The sequence below is a fragment of the Micrococcus sp. KRD077 genome (assembly GCF_017168505.1).
Classification (GTDB): Bacteria; Actinomycetota; Actinomycetes; order Actinomycetales; family Micrococcaceae; genus Micrococcus; species Micrococcus luteus.
Map to the genome: position 1 here is coordinate 53,263 of NZ_JABFAZ010000009.1, position 16,521 is coordinate 69,783.

The following is a 16,521-nucleotide window of genomic DNA, read 5'->3' on the forward strand; positions in this document are numbered from 1 at the left end:
TGCGCGATCTGCTGCGCCCGCCCGCGGCGCCCGCCGATCCCCGCGTGCTCACGGGCCACCCGGCCCGGACGCCCCGCCGGCGTACCCTGGCGGTCCCGGACCCCGTCCGCAGGACCCCGTCGTCCGTGGCCGTGTGGGAGTATGCCCCCGTTCCGGTGGCCGCGCCGGGATCGCCCGGCGCACTCGAGGGGGACGCGGCCGCTGCCCCGCTCGTGTTCGTGCACGGCTTCCGCGGGGACCACCACGGCCTCGCCCTGCTGGCCGACGCGCTCCCGGAGCATCCGATCCACTCGATCGAGCTGCCCGGCTTCGGGGCCTCGGAGCCCTTCCCCCGCGCCGAGCACACCGTGGCCCATCACGCGGACGCGGTGGCCGCCGCCGTCGTCGCCCTGGGGCTGCCGGCCGCCCCCGTGCTGGTCGCACACTCCTACGGGACGACGGTGGCGGCCGAGCTGGTCGCCCGGGAGCCGTCCCGGTGGGGACGGCTGGTCCTGCTCAACCCCATCGCCGAACCCGCGCTGCAGGCGTCGGCGTCCGCGACGAGTCGGGTGCTGGCGGCCGTCGCCGAGGGGTACTACGAGGTCGCCGCCCGCCTGCCCGAGCGCTCGGCGCGGCTGCTGCTGGGCGCGCCGCCGGTCGTGTGGGCGACCACGCTCGCCATGACCCGCACCAGGGACAGGGATGTCCTTGCGTACACCCATGACCAGCACCGGCGTCACTTCTCGGGCTTCGCCTCCGCGCGCATGCTCTCCGAGGCGTACCGCGCCTCGAGCACGGGCTCCGTGGCCGACGTCGCCGCCCGCCTCACCCTGCCGGTGCTGCTGGTCGCGGGGCGGGAGGATCCGCTGGGCTCGGTGCCGGCACAGGAGGCGCTCGCCGCGGCGATCGACGCCGCGGGCGGCACAGCGGAGCTGCACGTCCTCGACGGCGTCGGGCATCTGCTGCACTACGAGCGGCCGGCCGCCTGCGCGGCGCTGATCCGCGACTGGTTCCGCCGCGCCGGCCGCTGACGTCGTCGTCGCCCCGGCGTCGCCGCGCTCCGGCCCCTCGGGCTGGGGGCCGGTCCGGCCGCCCCCTCAGAGCACCCCGGCCGGGTCGAGCCGCACCCGCACCGGGGCGGTCTCGCGCCGAGCGCTCGCCGCGGACCGGGCGGCGCGCAGGGCGCCGACGGTGGCCTCGGCCGCCGCGTACGGGAAGATCAGCAGGGCGCGGGAGCGGATCTCGTCGGCGGGGTCCGGCACCGGCCCGATCCAGGGCAGTCGCGCCGGGCCGCCGTCGAGCGGGGCCGAGTGCGGATCCTCGTGGACGTCCTCGTCCGGCCGTTCCCGGCGGGCGGCCTCCACGAGCTCGAGGTACTCCGCGACGGCGGCGGCCTCCCCCGTGACCTCTGCGAGGCGGCCGGCGGGAGGAAGGTGCAGCTCGCGCCGCTCGGCGACCTGGCGCGCGGCGAAGCCGTCGGGGTCCCGTCGGACGAGCGCGTTCACCGCCTCCCCCGCGTCCGCGGTGACCACCACGACGCCCCCGTCGGAGGCGGGGCGGACCAGGCAGGCGGCCGCGAGCCAGCGGGCGAGCACCCGGCCCGGCACGTCGAGGCCCTCGCGCTGGAGCTGGCTGTCCCCGTCGAGCAGCAGGGCGGCCGCGTAGCCGTCGGGCGTCACCGGCTCGGCCCCCACGGTCGCCACCACCAGGGAGGGCCCGGGCGGCACCGAGCCGAGCATGTGCTGCGCCGAGGAGGCGTGCACGGGCACGCGCGGGAACGCCCGGCCCAGCTCCTCGGCCGTGCGGTCCACGCCGCGGGCCCCGGCCCGCAGCGTCGTGCCGCCGCACTCGGTGCACCGGAAGCCGCGCTCCCGGGTGCCGCACCACCGGCACGCCACCTCCCCGTGCCGGGCGGCCCGCGCGTCGCGGAAGCCCAGCGGCCCCGCGCAGACGCGGCAGCGGGCGGGCGTGCGACAGCGCTCGCACACGAGGGCGGGGATGAAGCCGGCCCGGGCCACCTGCACGAGCACCGGGCCGGGCCGTGGCCCGAGCAGCGCGGCGCGGGCGGCGGCCCAGGCGGCCTGCGGCAGCCGCGCCCGCTGCGCGAACGGGTCGCGCGCCGTCTCCCAGGCGTCGGCGGTGGAGACGACCCGCGGCCCGAGCTCCCGCTGGGTCGCGCGGGAGGGGCCCAGGTGCAGCAGCCAGCCCGACTCGACGAGCCGTTGCACCGGGACGGACCGGGAGGGCCCGGCGAAGAGCAGCGCCGCGCCGGTCGCGCGGGCCCGCTCCAGCACGACCTCTCGGGCGTGGAAGTAGGGCGCGCGGGGTTCTGCCCACGCGTCGTCGCCGTCGTCCCAGAGCACCACCAGCCGCAGGTCGCGCACGGGCGACCACACGGCGGCCCGGGTGCCGGCCACGATGCGCCGGGTGCCGCGCAGCGCGGCCAGGTGGGCGCGGTACCGGGGCGTGTTGCCGTCCTCGGAGCCGATCCGCGCGTAGGCGTCCTCCCCCACGTGCTCGTCGAGGGCGGCGCAGAGCCGGTCGAGGTCGCGGTGGTCGGGCACCAGCAGTAGGACGCCGCCGTCCGAGGCGGCCACCGTGCGCGCCAGGGCGGCCAGCGCGCCCGCCTCGTCCCATTCGAACAGGCGCGAGGGCACGACGGCGGCCGCCCGCGCGGCGTCCCCGGCCAGCACGGCGGACACGAACGCGGTGCCCCCCTCAAGGGACTCCCACACCGTGGGCACGAGGCCCTCCTCCGCCGCGGGAGGCTCCGGGCGCTCGGCGTCCGTGCCGGTCAGCGTCACAGGGTGGTCCGCGGCGGTTTCCGCGTCCTCCGCCAGGGCGGCCTTCTCGACCTGCGCGACGCGCGGGGGCACCGCGGCCCGCAGCACGTCCGTGACGACGCCGGCCTGGCGGCGGGCCACCGCGCGCGCGGTCGCCAGGACCTCCTCCGTCAGCGGCGGGATGACGGTGAGCACGCCGGTGAGCTCGGTGAGCTGGGCGCCGGTGGCCGGCTCCTGCTCCCGCGAGACGAGCCAGCCCGTCATGGCCCGTCCGCCGAAGCGGACGGACACGCGGGAGCCGGGGACCGCCCGGTCGTCCAGGGCCACGGGCACGAGATAGTCGAACTCGCGGTCCAGGTGCGGCACGGGCGAGTCCAGCAGGACGCGTGCGATCGGCCGCTCCGGCCACCCCTCGGCCCGCTCCGGCAGTCGGGGCGCGTCCTCCGGCTCCGGGAGGGCGAACAGCGCGTCTGTGATGCCCGCCTCCGGGTCAGAGGCCGGCGGCAGCGCGCAGCTGCTCGACGCGGTCCGTGCGCTCCCACGTGAAGTCGGCGTCGTCCCGGCCGAAGTGGCCGTTCGCGGCGGTCCGTCGGTAGATGGGCCGCAGGAGGTTCAGCTCCTTCACGATGGCGGCCGGACGCAGGTCGAACACCGCGTTCACGGCCTCGATGATCTTCTCCTCCGGCACCGTGGCCGTCCCGAAGGTGTCCACGTACAGGCCCACGGGCCGGGCCGAACCGATCGCGTAGGCCACCTGGAACTCGGCGCGCGAGGCGAGGCCGGCGGCCACCACGTTCTTCGCGACCCAGCGGAGCATGTAGGCGGCGGAGCGGTCCACCTTGGACGGGTCCTTGCCGGAGAAGGCGCCGCCGCCGTGCCGGGCCATGCCGCCGTAGGTGTCCACGATGATCTTGCGACCGGTGAGGCCGGCGTCGCCCACGGGGCCGCCGATGACGAACTTGCCGCCCGGGTTGATGATGATCCGCATGCCGGAGGTGTCGAGGCCGGAGCGCTCGATGACGGGCCGGATCACGTGCTCCTCCACGTCCGCCCGCAGCTGCTCCTGCGTGACCCACTCGTGGTGCTGCGTGGAGACCACCACGGCCTCGACCGTGGTGGGCACGTGGCCGGGCGCGTAGCCGATGGTGACCTGCGTCTTGCCGTCCGGCAGCAGGTACGGCATGGGCGTGTTCTCCGCCCGGCGCACCGCGGTGAGCCGCTCGGAGAGCCGGTGCGCGAGGTAGATGGGCATGGGCATGTACGCCGGGGTCTCGTCCGTGGCGTAGCCGAACATGATGCCCTGGTCCCCCGCGCCCTGCTCGTCCACCTCGTCCGCCGAGCCGTACTCGCGGGCCTCGAGGGACCGGGAGACGCCGGCGAAGATGTCCGAGGACTGCTGGCCGATGGAGATGTTCACGCCGCACTGGGCGCCGTCGAAGCCGTTGGCCGAGGAGTCGTAGCCGATGTCCAGGATGGTCTCGCGCACGATCCTGGGGATCTCCACGTACGCTGAGGTGTTCACCTCGCCGGCCACCTGCACCAGGCCGGTGGTGGTCAGGGTCTCCACGGCCACCTTCGCCGACGGGTCGGCGGCGAGGATCGCGTCCAGGATGGCGTCGGAGATCTGGTCGCAGATCTTGTCGGGGTGGCCCGCCGTGACGGACTCGGAGGTGAAGAGGCGGAGCTCTCCGCCGCCCACCCCCGAATACGGGTCGGCGTGGCGGGCGGGGCTCAGCGAGGCGGCATCGGTCATGCCGCACAGTCTAGGTCAGCGGCCCGACGCGCCGACGGGGTCGCGACCGGCGAGGTCATCCACGATCGCCTGCACGACGGCGGCCGCGGCCTCGTCCTTGGAGCCTGCGGCCTCCACGGCGGGGCGGCCGTCGGCGAACAGGATGGTCACGGCGGTCTCGTCCCGGCCGAACACCTTGTCCGTGCCGACCTCGTTGACCACGAGCATCTCGCAGCCCTTGCGCGCCAGTTTGGCCCGGCCGTACTCGAGCACGGAGGACGTCGCGTCGCCGGTCTCCGCGGCGAAGCCGACGATGAGCGGGGCCATGGGCCCGCCCTCGGAGCGGGTGCGCACGGCCGTGGCGAGCACGTCCGGGGTGCGCTCGAGCACGATGACGGGCGCGCCGCCGTCGTCGCCCTTCTTCATCTTGGCGTCCGAGACCTCGGCCGGCCGGAAGTCCGCGACGGCCGCCGCCATCACGAGGACGTCGGCGTCGGCGGCCTCCGCCTGCACGGCGTCCAACAGGTCCTGCGTGGACTCCACGGGCACGACGCGCTCGACGCCCTCGGGCGTCGGGACGGACATGGACCCGGCGACGAACCGCACGGTGGCGCCGGCGTCGAGGGCGGCGCGCGCCAGGGCGGCCCCCTGCTTGCCGGAGGAGCGGTTCCCCAGGTAGCGGACCGGGTCCAGGGCCTCGCGGGTGCCCCCGGCCGTGATCACCACGGTGCGACCGGCCAGCGGGCCGGGCGTCGGCTCGGCGTCGGACCCGGAGGCCCGGGGACGGCGCGGGGCGCCCGCGGCGGCGGCGGCCTGCGCACGCTCCCAGATCTCGGCGGGCTCGGGCAGACGTCCGGCGCCGGAGTCGGCCCCGGTGAGGCGGCCCACGGCGGGATCCACGACCGTGACGCCGCGCTCGCGCAGGAGGGCGACGTTGGCCACCGTGGCGGGGTGGTGCCACATCTCGGTGTGCATGGCGGGGGCCAGGACGACGGGGCACGTGGCGGTGAGCAGCACGTTGCCCAGCAGGTCGGGCGCCATCCCCGCGGCGGTGCGCGCGAGCAGGTCGGCCGTGGCCGGCGCGACCACCACGAGGTCCGCACGCCGGCCGAGCCGGACGTGGTTCACCTCGTCGACCGCCTCGAACGTGTCCGTGCGGACCGGGCGACCGGAGAGGGCCTCCCACGTCGCCGCGCCCACGAACTCGAGGGCGTTGGCGGTGGGCACCACGGTCACGCCGTGGCCGGCCTCGGTCATCAAGCGCAGCAGCAGCGCCGCCTTGTAGGCCGCGATGCCGCCGCCGACCCCGAGGACGATCTCCATGACGGGCTCAGGCCTCCGTGGCGTCCTCGGAGGTGCCCTCCTCGGCGCGCACCGTCTCGGCGGCCTCCTCGATGGCGGCGGGATCGCCCATCGGCTGGTGGGCGTCGGACGACTCGAGGGTGGCGAACGGGTCGTCCTCGCCCGGCAGGGAGAAGTCGCCGAAGTCCTCGGCGGCCAGGTCGGCCTCCGGGGTGGCCTCGACGGCCTCGTGGGACTCGAGCAGGTCGGCCTCGATCTCGCGCAGGGCGATGGACAGCGGCTTCTCGTTCAGCTGGGTGTCCACGAGCGGGCCGACGTACTCGAACAGCCCCTCGTGCAGCTGCGAGTAGTAGGCGTTGATCTGCCGGGCCCGCTTGGCGGCGAAGAGCACCAGGGCGTACTTCGAGTCGACCCGCTCCAGCAGGGAGTCGATGGGCGGGTTGACGATGCCTTCGTACTGTTCGGTCACGGGGTCTCCAAAGTCTTCATCTCACTGTCACGTCGGCGCCGGGTGCGGCGTCGGTGCGGCCGGTCCTCAGGCCTCGGTCGGACGGCGCTCGGGGTCCAGCCCCATGAGTCTCACCAGTTCCTCGGCGGCCCGCTCCACGCGGTCGTTCACGACGACGGCGTCGAACTCGGGTTCCGCTGCGAGTTCCAGTCTAGCCGTTTCGAGCCGACGCCGCTGTTCCTCCGGGCTCTCGGTGCCGCGGCCGAGCAGCCGGGACACGAGTTCCTCCCAGCTCGGCGGCGCCAGGAACACGAAGGTGGCCTCCGGCAGCGCACGGCGGACCTGGCGCGCGCCCTGCAGGTCGATCTCCAGCAGGACGTGGCGCCCCTGCGCCACGGCCTCCATCACACGGTCGCGCCGCGTGCCGTAGCGGTGGACGCCGTGGACGACGGCCCATTCCAGCATCTCGTCCGCCTCGACGAGGGAGTCGAACTCCTCCGGCGTCGTGAAGTAGTAGTGCACCCCGTCCTCCTCACCCGGGCGCGCCGGGCGGGTGGTGGCGGAGACGGACAGCCAGGCCTCGGGATAGTGCTCGCGGACATAGGCCGAGACGGTGCCCTTGCCGACGGCGGTGGGTCCTGCCAGGACGGTGACGCCCGGGTCCGGGGTCGAACGTGTCGGTCACGCATCCTCCTGGTGGGACGGGCCTCGCAGGCCCTTCACCCGGGCCGGCGCCGACCCGCCGGGGTGTGGGGGTCACCGGCCAATATAGGCGATCAACGCCTCGCGCTGACGACGGCCCAGGCCGCCCAGCCGACGCCGCGGCGAGATGCCGCACCCCGCCATCGTCTCCCGGGCCCGGACCTCGCCCACGCCCGGCAGGGCCAGCAGCAGGTCCACGGTCCGCAGGCGGGCGACGGCGTCCTCGGTGTCCGCGCGCGCGAACACGTCGGCCAGGCCGACCGCACCGGCGGCGAAGGCCGCCTTGAGCTCCGCCCGCGCCTGGCGGGCCTGGAGGGCCTTCCTCCGGGCCTCCGCCCGCTCCTGCACACTGAGCTGCCGCAACGCCATGGTCTGACCTCGATGCCTCTCATTCCTCACCGGCCCCGTCGAGACCCTTCCACCGTCAAGGACGACGAGCACAGCCGATCGAAAGGGAAGATACCATCCCGTCCACACGGCACGGGCGCGCCGGGAGGACGCGGGCGTCACCGCAGGGCGGCGCGATTCTCCTCGATCGTGTCCACCAGCGAGGCCACCGACGGGCCCGCGCTCAGGATGCCGCGGGACGAGGTCGCCAAGACCTGCGGCCAGGCCGTCCCGAAGTCGGCCCGCATGCCCCGGGCCGTGGCGCCCTGGGCACCGAACCCGGGCGCCAGCAGGGGCCCGCCGAGGGCCGGCAGGTCCAGGCCGAGGCGGTCCGCCTCGGCGGCCACCGTGGCGCCCAAGACGAGTCCCACCGGCCCCCACGCGTCGTCGCCGCGCAGGGCCGCGTTCTCGGCGGCCGCCGCCGCGGCGATGCGCCGGGCGACCGATCCCTCGGCCGACCCCTCGCCCACGTGCTGGACCTCGCGGCCCTCCGGATTGGAGGTCAGCGCGAGGACGAACACGCCGCGGCCGGCCTCGTGGGCGGCGCGGATGGTCGGCACGAGGGTGCCGAAACCCAGGTACGGGCTGAGCGTCACCGCATCCGCGGCCAGGGGCGAGGCATCGGCGATCCACGCGGCGGCGTAGCCGTCCATGGTGGAGCCGATGTCACCGCGCTTGGCGTCCGCGATCGTGAGCACCCCGGCGTCTCGGGCGGCCGCGAGCAGCCGCTCCAGGGCCGCCAGGCCGGCCGATCCGTGGCGCTCGTACAGCGCCACCTGGGGCTTGATCGCCGCCACGCGGGGCCCCTCGGGACCCACCGCCGCCTCGAGGGCGGTCAGGGAGAACGCCTCGAGGCCCGCCGGGGTGTCGCTCAGGCCCCACTGCCGCAGCAGGCCCGGATGGGGGTCCACGCCGAGGCACAGCGGACCGGCCGTCTCCATGGCCTGGGCCAGCCGCCGCCCGAAGGGGGCGCGGGGCCCCGCGCCGCCCGTCGCCGTCGTGGTCACGCCGCGGCCTCCGGACCGGCGACAGCCTGCTGCAGGCGCGCGTCGTGCTCCTGCAGTGAGGTGACGGACCACTCGTAGGACCGCATGGCCTCGATGGCCTGCAGGCACGCCCCGAACTCGGCCGTGGTCGTGATCACCGGCACGCCGAGCGACGTCGCGGCCGCGCGGATCTCGTAGCCGTCCGTGCGGGCGTCGCCGCCGGAGGGCGTGTTCAGCACGAGATCGACGGTGCCGGCGTGCAGCTGCTCCAGCACGGTGCCCGCGCCGTCCTCGTGCCCGGCGTCGGCGATCTTCGCCACGACCTCCGCGGGGATGCCGTTGCGCCGCAGCACCTCGGCGGTGCCGCCGGTGGAGACCACCTGGAAGCCGAGGTCGACGAGGCGCTTGGCCTGGCCCACGAGGGTGCGCTTGTCCCGGTTCGCGACCGACACGAACACGCGCCCCGAGGTGGGCAGCGGGCCGCCGGCGGCGGACTGGGACTTGGCGAACGCGGTGTCGAAGTGCTTGTCGATGCCCATGACCTCGCCCGTCGAGCGCATCTCCGGGCCCAGCAGCGAGTCGACCACGCGGCCCTCCGCGGTGCGGAAGCGGGTGAACGGCAGCACCGCCTCCTTGACCGCCACGGGCGCGCCGATCGGCAGGGTGCCGCCGTCGTACGCCGTGGGCAGCATGCCGGCCGCGCGCAGGTCGGCGATGCTCTCGCCGACGCCGATCCGCGCGGCCGCCTTGGCCAGCTGGACGCCCGTGGCCTTCGAGACGAACGGCACGGTCCGCGAGGCGCGCGGGTTCGCCTCGATCACGTACAGCACGTCCGAGGCGAGCGCGAACTGGATGTTGATCAGGCCGCGCACGCCGACGCCGGCCGCGATCCGCTCGGTGGCGCGGTGCACGCGCTCGAGCACGTCCGGGCCCAGGGTGACGGGGGGCAGCACGCACGCGGAGTCGCCCGAGTGGATGCCCGCCTCCTCGATGTGCTCCATGACGCCGCCGAGGTACAGCTCGGTGCCGTCGTAGAGGGCGTCGACGTCGATCTCGATCGCGTCCTCGAGGAAGCGGTCCACGAGCATCGGCTGGTCGGGGGTGATCTCCGTCGCGTGCGCCACGTAGTGGGCCAGCGCCTCCTCGGAGTACACGATCTCCATGCCGCGGCCGCCGAGCACGTAGGAGGGGCGCACGAGCACGGGGTAGCCGATCTCGTCCGCCACGCGCTTGGCGTCGTCGAAGGAGACGGCCGTGCCGTTCTTCGGCGCCACCAGGCCCGCGCGCTCGAGCACGAGCGCGAACTCACCGCGGTGCTCGGCCAGGTCGATGGCCGCGGGCGAGGTGCCCAGGATCGGCACGCCGGCGTCGGCGAGCTGCTGGGCCAGCTTGAGCGGGGTCTGGCCGCCGAGCTGCACGAAGACGCCGCGCACGCCGCCGGAGGCCTCCTCTGCCGCGATGACCTCCAGGACGTCCTCGAGCGTGAGCGGCTCGAAGTAGAGGCGATCGGAGATGTCGTAGTCCGTGGATACCGTCTCCGGGTTGCAGTTGACCATCACGGTCTCGTAGCCGGCCTCGCGCAGCGCCATGGTGGCGTGCACGCACGAGTAGTCGAACTCGATGCCCTGGCCGATCCGGTTCGGGCCCGAGCCGAGGATGATCACCGACTCGCCCTCGTGCGGGGCGACCTCGGTCTCGAGGTCGTAGCTGGAGTACCGGTACGGGGTGAAGGCCTCGAACTCGGCGGCACAGGTGTCCACGGTCTTGTAGACGGGGCGCACGCCCAGGGCGTGACGCACGCCGCGCACGACCGCGGCGTCCATGTGCCGCAGCGAGCCGATCTGGGCGTCGGAGAACCCGTGCCGCTTGGCGCGGCGCAGCAGGGCCTCGTCGAGGACCTCGGCGTCGCGGATCTCGTCCGCGACCTCGTTGATGAGCACGAACTGGTCCAGGAACCACGGGTCGATCGCGGTGGCCTCGAAGGCCTCCTCGATCGTGGCGCCGGCGTAGAGCGCCTGCTGGGTCTGGGAGAGCCGGTCGGTGGTGGCCGTGCTCGCCGCCGCGAGCAGGGCCTGCGGGTCGGCGTCCTGCGGGAACGCGAGCTCCGAGCCCTTCTGCTCGAGCGAGCGCAGGGCCTTCTGCAGGGCCTCCGTGAAGTTGCGGCCGATGGCCATGGCCTCGCCGACCGACTTCATGGTGGTGGTCAGCGTGGGATCCGCCGCCGGGAACTTCTCGAACGCGAAGCGCGGGACCTTCACGACCACGTAGTCCAGGACCGGCTCGAAGGACGCCGGGGTCTTCTGGGTGATGTCGTTGGGGATCTCGTCCATCGTGTAGCCCAGGGCCAGCTTGGTGGCGATCTTGGCGATCGCGAAGCCGGTGGCCTTCGAGGCCAGCGCCGAGGAGCGGGAGACGCGCGGGTTCATCTCGATGACGACGACGCGCCCGTCCACGGGGTTCACCGCGAACTGGATGTTGCAGCCGCCGGTGTCCACGCCGACCTCGCGGATGACGTTGATCGAGATGTCCCGCAGCTTCTGGTACTCGCGGTCCGTCAGCGTCATGGCCGGGGCCACGGTGATGGAGTCGCCGGTGTGCACGCCCACGGGGTCCACGTTCTCGATGGAGCAGACGACGACGACGTTGTCGTTCTTGTCCCGCATCATCTCCAGCTCGTACTCCTTCCAGCCGAGGATGGACTCCTCGAGCAGGACCTCGGAGGTCGGGCTGTACTGCAGGCCGGCGCCGCAGATGCGGTACAGGTCGGCCTCGTCGTAGGCCATGCCGGAGCCGAGGCCGCCCATCGTGAACGAGGGGCGCACCACCACGGGGTACTTCAGGTCCTCGACGGCGGCCAGGGCCTCCTCCATCGTGTGCACGATGTGGGACCGGGCGGACTCGCCGCCGGCACGCTCCACGACGCCCTTGAACAGCTCGCGGTTCTCGCCGAGCTCGATGGCCTCGATGTTCGCGCCGATCAGCTCGACGCCGAAGCGCTCGAGCACCCCGTCCTTGTCGAGGGCGATGGCGGTGTTCAGCGCCGTCTGGCCGCCCAGGGTGGGCAGCAGGGCGTCCGGGCGCTCCTTCTCGATGATCTTGGCGACCACGGCCGGGGTGATGGGCTCGACGTAGGTGGCGTCGGCCAGCTCCGGGTCGGTCATGATCGTGGCCGGGTTGGAGTTGACGAGGACGACGCGGACGCCCTCCTCCTTGAGGACGCGGATGGCCTGGGTGCCCGAGTAGTCGAACTCGGCGGCCTGGCCGATCACGATGGGGCCGGAGCCGATGACCAGGACGGACTTCAGGTCGGTGCGCTTGGGCATGGATCAGGCTCCTTCGGTGGCGGGGGTGGTGGCGGCGCGGTGCTCGGTGAGCAGCTGCACGAAGCGGTCGAACAGGTCGAGGGTGTCGTTGGGGCCGGCCGCGGACTCCGGGTGGAACTGCACGGAGAAGGCGGGCCGGTCGAGCAGGCGCAGGCCCTCGACGACCTGGTCGTTCAGGGACCAGTGGGAGACCTCGACGCGGCCGAAGCGCGACTCCGGCGCCTCGATCGGCTCGCCGAGGGGGGCGTCCACGGCGAAGCCGTGGTTCTGGGAGGTGATGGCCACGCGGCCCGTGGCCTTGTCCAGCACCGGCTGGTTCGGGCCGCGGTGGCCGAACTTCAGCTTGTAGGTGTCGAAGCCGAGCGCGCGGCCGAAGATCTGGTTGCCGAAGCAGATGCCGAAGAACGGCAGGCCGGCGTCGAGGACCTCGCGCAGCAGCTCCACCTGGGCGTCTGCCGTGGCCGGGTCGCCGGGGCCGTTGGACAGGAAGACGCCGTCCGGGTCCACGGCGCGGATGCCGGCCAGGTCCGTGGCCGCGGGCAGCACGTGCACGCGGATGCCGCGGGAGGCCAGGTGCCGCGGCGTGGCGGCCTTGATGCCGAGGTCGAGGGCGGCGATCTCGGCGATCGGCTCGCCCTCCCAGCCGTGCTCGGCCGGCTCGATGACGTACGGCTGCTCCGTGGTGACGGACTCCGCGAGGCGGGCGCCGGCCATCGACGGCTGGGCGCGCACCTCCGCCAGCAGCTCGGCCTCCGGGCGGGCGGCGTGCTCGCCGGAGAACACGCCGGCGCGCATCGAGCCCTCGGTGCGCAGGCGGCGGGTGATGGCCCGGGTGTCGACCTCGCGGATCCCGACGACGCCGAACGTCTCGAGCTCCTCGTCGAGGGTGCGCTCGGCGCGCCAGTTGGACGGACGCCGGGCCGCGTCGCGGACCACGTAGCCGGCGGCGAAGATCGCCCGCGACTCGCGGTCGGCGTCGTTGACCCCGGTGTTGCCGATGTGCGGGGAGGTCTGCACGATGATCTGCCCCGCGTAGGACGGGTCGGTGAGGGTCTCCTGGTAGCCGGTCATGCCCGTGGTGAACACGGCCTCGCCCAGGGTGCGGCCGCGGGCGCCGTAGGCCCGGCCGCGGTGGACGGTGCCGTCCTCGAGGACGAGCAGGGCCAGGTCGTCGGTGGGGGTGCTCATCGGGGGTCTCCTTCTCCTGCGCGGCCGGCCGGGTCGGCCGGGGCGGGGTCGATGATGGTCTGCAGGGCGGCGAGGAGCCGGTCGCGGTCCTCGGGGCGGTCGGGGCGGAAGGCGGAGGTGAGTTCGACGTCGCCGAGGCGCCAGCCCCAGGCGACGAGCCCGCCCGGCTCGACGAACTTGCCGGCGATCCCCGCGGACAGGCCGGCCTCGACGAGGTCGTCCGCGGGGATGAACAGGTTGGCGGCCCCGGGGCGGAGCACGAGCAGGCCGCGGTGGGCGCCGGCGTCGTGGACCTCGAGGACGGCGCGCGAGCGCAGGCCCAGGCCGTGCACCGCCACGCGGTCCAGTCGGTCCTCGCCGCGCACCGTGCCCACGTGCATGCCCTCCGCGGACAGCGTCGGCTCGGCGTCGTAGAGGGCCGTCGGCACGGGGGCCGGGGCCGGGATCCCGGCCTGCGCCCGGCGGCGGGCCCGCCACCCGAGGGCCAGCAGGCCGAGCAGCACGAGGACGACGGCCAGGGTGCCCAGGGTCACCGGCAGCCACACGTCCGCGTAGTCCTTCGTCGGGGTCCGCGGGGGGACGGGTCGGGCCGCCAGGGCGGCGGCCAGGGGGGCCAGGGGGGTGATGCTCACGCGCGCTCCCCCGTCTCCGTCAGGGCCGGGTGGCGGTACGGCCGGGCGGGGGCGCCGTCGGCGACGACGCGGGCGCCGCGATAGACCGTGTGGCGCACCGCGCCCGGCAGCTCCATGCCCCGGTACGGGCTGTTGCGGGACTTCGTCAGGTGCTGCTCGGGGTCCACGGTGCGGCGGGCCCGCGGGTCCACGAGCACGAGGTTGGCCACGGCGCCGACGCGCGGGACGCCGCGCTCGTCGGCCTGGCCCTGGTCGGTCAGGCCGGCGATCCGGGCCGGCGCCGTGGACATCACGCGGGCGACGCCCGCCCAGTCCATCAGGCCGGTGTCCACCATCGCCTGCTGCACCACGGACAGGGCGGTCTCGAGGCCCGTCATGCCCATCGCCGCGACCGTCCACTCGCACTGCTTGGTCTCGGCGGTGTGCGGGGCGTGGTCGGTGCCCACGGTGTCGATGGTGCCGTCGGCCAGGCCGGCGCGCAGGGCCAGGACGTCGGACTCGCGGCGCAGCGGCGGGTTGACCTTGAACACGGGGTCGTAGGATCGGACGAGCTCCTCCGTGAGCAGCAGGTGGTGCGGGGTGACCTCGGCGGTCACGGCCACGCCCTGGGCCTTGGCCCAGCGGATCAGCTCGACGGAGCCGGCCGTGGAGACGTGGCACACGTGCAGGCGGGAGTCCACGTGCTGGGCCAGCAGCACGTCACGGGCGATGACGGCCTCCTCCGCCACGGCGGGCCAGCCGGCCAGGCCGAGGACGCCGGAGAGCTCGGACTCGTTCATCTGGGCGCCGGCGGTGAGGTTCGGCTCCTGCGCGTGCTGGGCCACGAAGCCGCCGAAGGACTTCACGTACTCGAGCGCCCGGCGCATCAGCACGGCGTCGTGGACGCACATGCCGTCGTCGGAGAACATCCGCACGCGGGCCTGCGAGTCGGCCATCGCGCCGAGGTCGGCCAGGGCCTCGCCGGCCAGGCCCACGGTCACCGCGCCCACGGGGTGCACATCGCACCAGCCCGCGTCCCGGCCCAGCCGCCACACCTGCTCCACCACGCCGGCGGTGTCGGCCGTCGGCGTCGAGTTGGCCATCGCGTGGACCGAGGTGAAGCCGCCCATCGCGGCGGCGCGGGTGCCGGTCTCGACCGTCTCCGCGTCCTCCTTGCCGGGCTGGCGCAGATGGGTGTGCAGGTCGACGAGCCCGGGCAGCAGCACCAGGCCGGCGCAGTCGACCTCCTCGGGGGCCGGGTCGAGGCCGGCGGCGTGGGTCGCGGCGTCCGGGCCGAGGGCGGGGATCCGGCCCTCGGCGACGAGCACGTCGGCGGTCTCGCCCGTGGTCAGGCGCGCGCTGCGCAGCAGCAGGGGGGCGGGGCTGGGGGCGCTCACGGGCGGACCTCCTGGTCGTGGTTGAGGACGAGGTGCAGGACCGCCATGCGGACGGACACGCCGTTGGCGACCTGCTCGAGGGCGGTGTTGCGGGGCGAGTCCGCCGCCGCCGGGCTGATCTCCAGGCCGCGGTTCATCGGGCCGGGGTGCATGACCACGGGCTCGTCGAGCAGGGCGCCGCGGCCGGCGGTGAGGCGGGCGAAGCGGTCGTCGGTCAGCCCCCAGGTCCGGGTGTACTCCCCCGCGGACGGGAAGAAGGCGCCGCCCATCCGCTCGGCCTGGACGCGGAGCATCATGACGGCGTCGGGGCCGGCGTCGAGGGCCTCGTCCAGCGAGTAGGTGACCTGGCACGGCCACGCGGCCACGCCGACGGGCAGCAGGGTGGGCGGGGCGGCCAGGGTGACCTGGGCGCCCAGCGTGCTGAGCAGCCACACGTTGGACCGGGCCACGCGCGAGTGCAGGATGTCCCCCACGATCACCACGCGCATGCCGGTCAGGTCCTGGCCGACCAGGTCCTCTCCCGTCGCCGCGGCGAGGCGCCGGCGCAGGGTGAAGGCGTCCAGGAGGGCCTGGGTGGGGTGCTCGTGGGTGCCGTCGCCGGCGTTCACGACGGCGGAGCGCACCCAGCCGGAGTCGGCCAGCTGGCGGGCCGCGCCCGAGGACCAGTGGCGCATCACGATGGCGTCCGCGCCGATGGCCTCGAGCGTCTGGACGGTGTCCTTGAGCGACTCCCCCTTGGAGACGGACGATCCCTTCGCGGAGAAGTTGATCACGTCCGCGGAGAGCCGCTTGGCGGCGGCCTCGAAGGAGATGCGGGTGCGGGTGGAGTCCTCGAGGAAGAGGTTCACCACGGTGCGGCCGCGCAGGGCGGGCAGCTTCTTGACCTCGCGCTGGTTGACGGCGGCCATCTCCTCGGCGGTGTCGAGGACGGCGAGGGCGTCGGCGCGGGAGAGGTCGGCGGTGGACAGCAGGTGGCGCACGGCTCAGCCCTCCCGGGTCGCGACGCGGTCGACGATGCTCACGGCGTCCTCGGTGACCTCGCCGGTGCCCTCGGGGCCGTCGACCTCCATGAGCCGGACCTGAACGCGCTCGGCGGTGGAGGTCGGCAGGTTCTTGCCCACGAAGTCGGCCCGGACGGGCAGCTCGCGGTGCCCGCGGTCCACGAGGACGGCCAGGCGCACGGCGGCGGGGCGGCCCAGGTCGGCGATCGCGTCGAGGGCGGCCCGGACGGTGCGGCCGGAGAAGAGGACGTCGTCCACGAGCACGACGACGGCGCCGTCGAGGGGGACCTCGGGCAGGCGGGTGGGCATCGGGGTGCGGGCCGTGCCGCGGCGGAGGTCGTCGCGGTAGAGCGTCACGTCCACCTCGCCGACGGCGGCGGTGGGGTCGAAGGCCGGCTCGATGCGGGCCAGCAGGGCGCCGAGCCGCCGGGCCAGGGGCGCCCCGCGGCGCGGGATCCCCATCAGGACGAGACCCTCGGCACCCTTGTTGGACTCGAGGATCTCGTGGGCGATCCGGGTCAGCGCCCGGTCGATCTCGGACGCGGACAGCACGGTCCGGGCAGCACGAGGTGCGGCGGGATCAGTTCCCATGCCGGCGCCTCCTTCCCCGCCTCACAGGACGGCTCTTAAAGGATGCGTGGTTCGTCCCCGGGCGCCGGTGGGCCCCCGTGCGGGACGTCGC

14 protein-coding genes are annotated in these 16,521 nt (G+C 74.6%); 1 reads left to right on the forward strand and 13 read right to left on the reverse strand.

Annotated features, from left to right (window positions below; all coding sequences use genetic code 11):
- Nucleotides 1–1,010 (forward strand): alpha/beta fold hydrolase (locus J1M39_RS02725; RefSeq protein WP_206496439.1); only part of this gene is annotated, 1,010 nt, incomplete at its 5' end.
- Nucleotides 1,011–1,076: 66 nt separating this feature from the next.
- On the opposite strand, the gene J1M39_RS02730 is transcribed toward J1M39_RS02725, so the two are convergent.
- From J1M39_RS02730 to pyrR, 13 genes are all read right to left on the reverse strand, one after another.
- Entirely contained in the window at nucleotides 1,077–3,239 is a 2,163-nt protein-coding gene (locus tag J1M39_RS02730) for a primosomal protein N' family DNA-binding protein (protein WP_313955198.1), read from the reverse strand.
- A gap of 13 nt (nucleotides 3,240–3,252) precedes the next feature.
- Nucleotides 3,253–4,515, reverse strand: a complete 1,263-nt coding sequence (gene metK / locus J1M39_RS02735; protein ID WP_036313737.1) for a methionine adenosyltransferase — start codon at nucleotides 4,513–4,515, stop codon at nucleotides 3,253–3,255.
- A gap of 15 nt (nucleotides 4,516–4,530) precedes the next feature.
- Nucleotides 4,531–5,817, reverse strand: a complete 1,287-nt coding sequence (coaBC, locus tag J1M39_RS02740) for a bifunctional phosphopantothenoylcysteine decarboxylase/phosphopantothenate--cysteine ligase CoaBC (protein ID WP_036313734.1) — start codon at nucleotides 5,815–5,817, stop codon at nucleotides 4,531–4,533.
- Between the two features lie 7 nt (nucleotides 5,818–5,824).
- A complete protein-coding gene (rpoZ, locus tag J1M39_RS12510) occupies nucleotides 5,825–6,265 on the reverse strand; it encodes a DNA-directed RNA polymerase subunit omega (RefSeq protein WP_036313731.1) in 441 nt (146 codons plus the stop codon).
- Between the two features lie 66 nt (nucleotides 6,266–6,331).
- Complete coding sequence (gmk, locus tag J1M39_RS02750) at nucleotides 6,332–6,889, reverse strand: guanylate kinase (protein ID WP_119217914.1); 558 nt, start codon at nucleotides 6,887–6,889, stop codon at nucleotides 6,332–6,334.
- 111 nt (nucleotides 6,890–7,000) lie between these two features.
- Nucleotides 7,001–7,315, reverse strand: coding sequence for an integration host factor, actinobacterial type (mihF, locus tag J1M39_RS02755; protein ID WP_036313727.1), 315 nt, complete (start codon nucleotides 7,313–7,315; stop codon nucleotides 7,001–7,003).
- Between the two features lie 137 nt (nucleotides 7,316–7,452).
- A complete protein-coding gene (pyrF, locus tag J1M39_RS02760; protein ID WP_036313723.1) occupies nucleotides 7,453–8,340 on the reverse strand; it encodes an orotidine-5'-phosphate decarboxylase in 888 nt (295 codons plus the stop codon).
- Entirely contained in the window at nucleotides 8,337–11,642 is a 3,306-nt protein-coding gene (gene carB / locus J1M39_RS02765; protein ID WP_010078599.1) for a carbamoyl-phosphate synthase large subunit, read from the reverse strand. The genes pyrF and carB overlap by 4 nt, the downstream gene beginning before the upstream one ends.
- A gap of 3 nt (nucleotides 11,643–11,645) precedes the next feature.
- Nucleotides 11,646–12,830 (reverse strand): glutamine-hydrolyzing carbamoyl-phosphate synthase small subunit, encoded by a 1,185-nt coding sequence (gene carA, locus J1M39_RS02770; protein WP_036313720.1) that lies wholly within the window; start codon nucleotides 12,828–12,830, stop codon nucleotides 11,646–11,648.
- Nucleotides 12,827–13,462, reverse strand: a complete 636-nt coding sequence (locus tag J1M39_RS02775) for a PH-like domain-containing protein (protein ID WP_206496440.1) — start codon at nucleotides 13,460–13,462, stop codon at nucleotides 12,827–12,829. Before J1M39_RS02775 ends, carA begins: the two co-directional genes overlap by 4 nt.
- On the reverse strand, nucleotides 13,459–14,838 hold the full coding sequence (locus J1M39_RS02780) for a dihydroorotase (protein WP_206496441.1): 1,380 nt from the start codon (nucleotides 14,836–14,838) through the stop codon (nucleotides 13,459–13,461). The genes J1M39_RS02775 and J1M39_RS02780 overlap by 4 nt, the downstream gene beginning before the upstream one ends.
- On the reverse strand, nucleotides 14,835–15,818 hold the full coding sequence (locus J1M39_RS02785; protein WP_036380943.1) for an aspartate carbamoyltransferase catalytic subunit: 984 nt from the start codon (nucleotides 15,816–15,818) through the stop codon (nucleotides 14,835–14,837). The genes J1M39_RS02780 and J1M39_RS02785 overlap by 4 nt, the downstream gene beginning before the upstream one ends.
- Nucleotides 15,819–15,821: 3 nt before the next feature.
- A complete protein-coding gene (pyrR, locus tag J1M39_RS02790) occupies nucleotides 15,822–16,430 on the reverse strand; it encodes a bifunctional pyr operon transcriptional regulator/uracil phosphoribosyltransferase PyrR (protein WP_087114165.1) in 609 nt (202 codons plus the stop codon).
- Nucleotides 16,431–16,521: the final 91 nt, after the last annotated feature.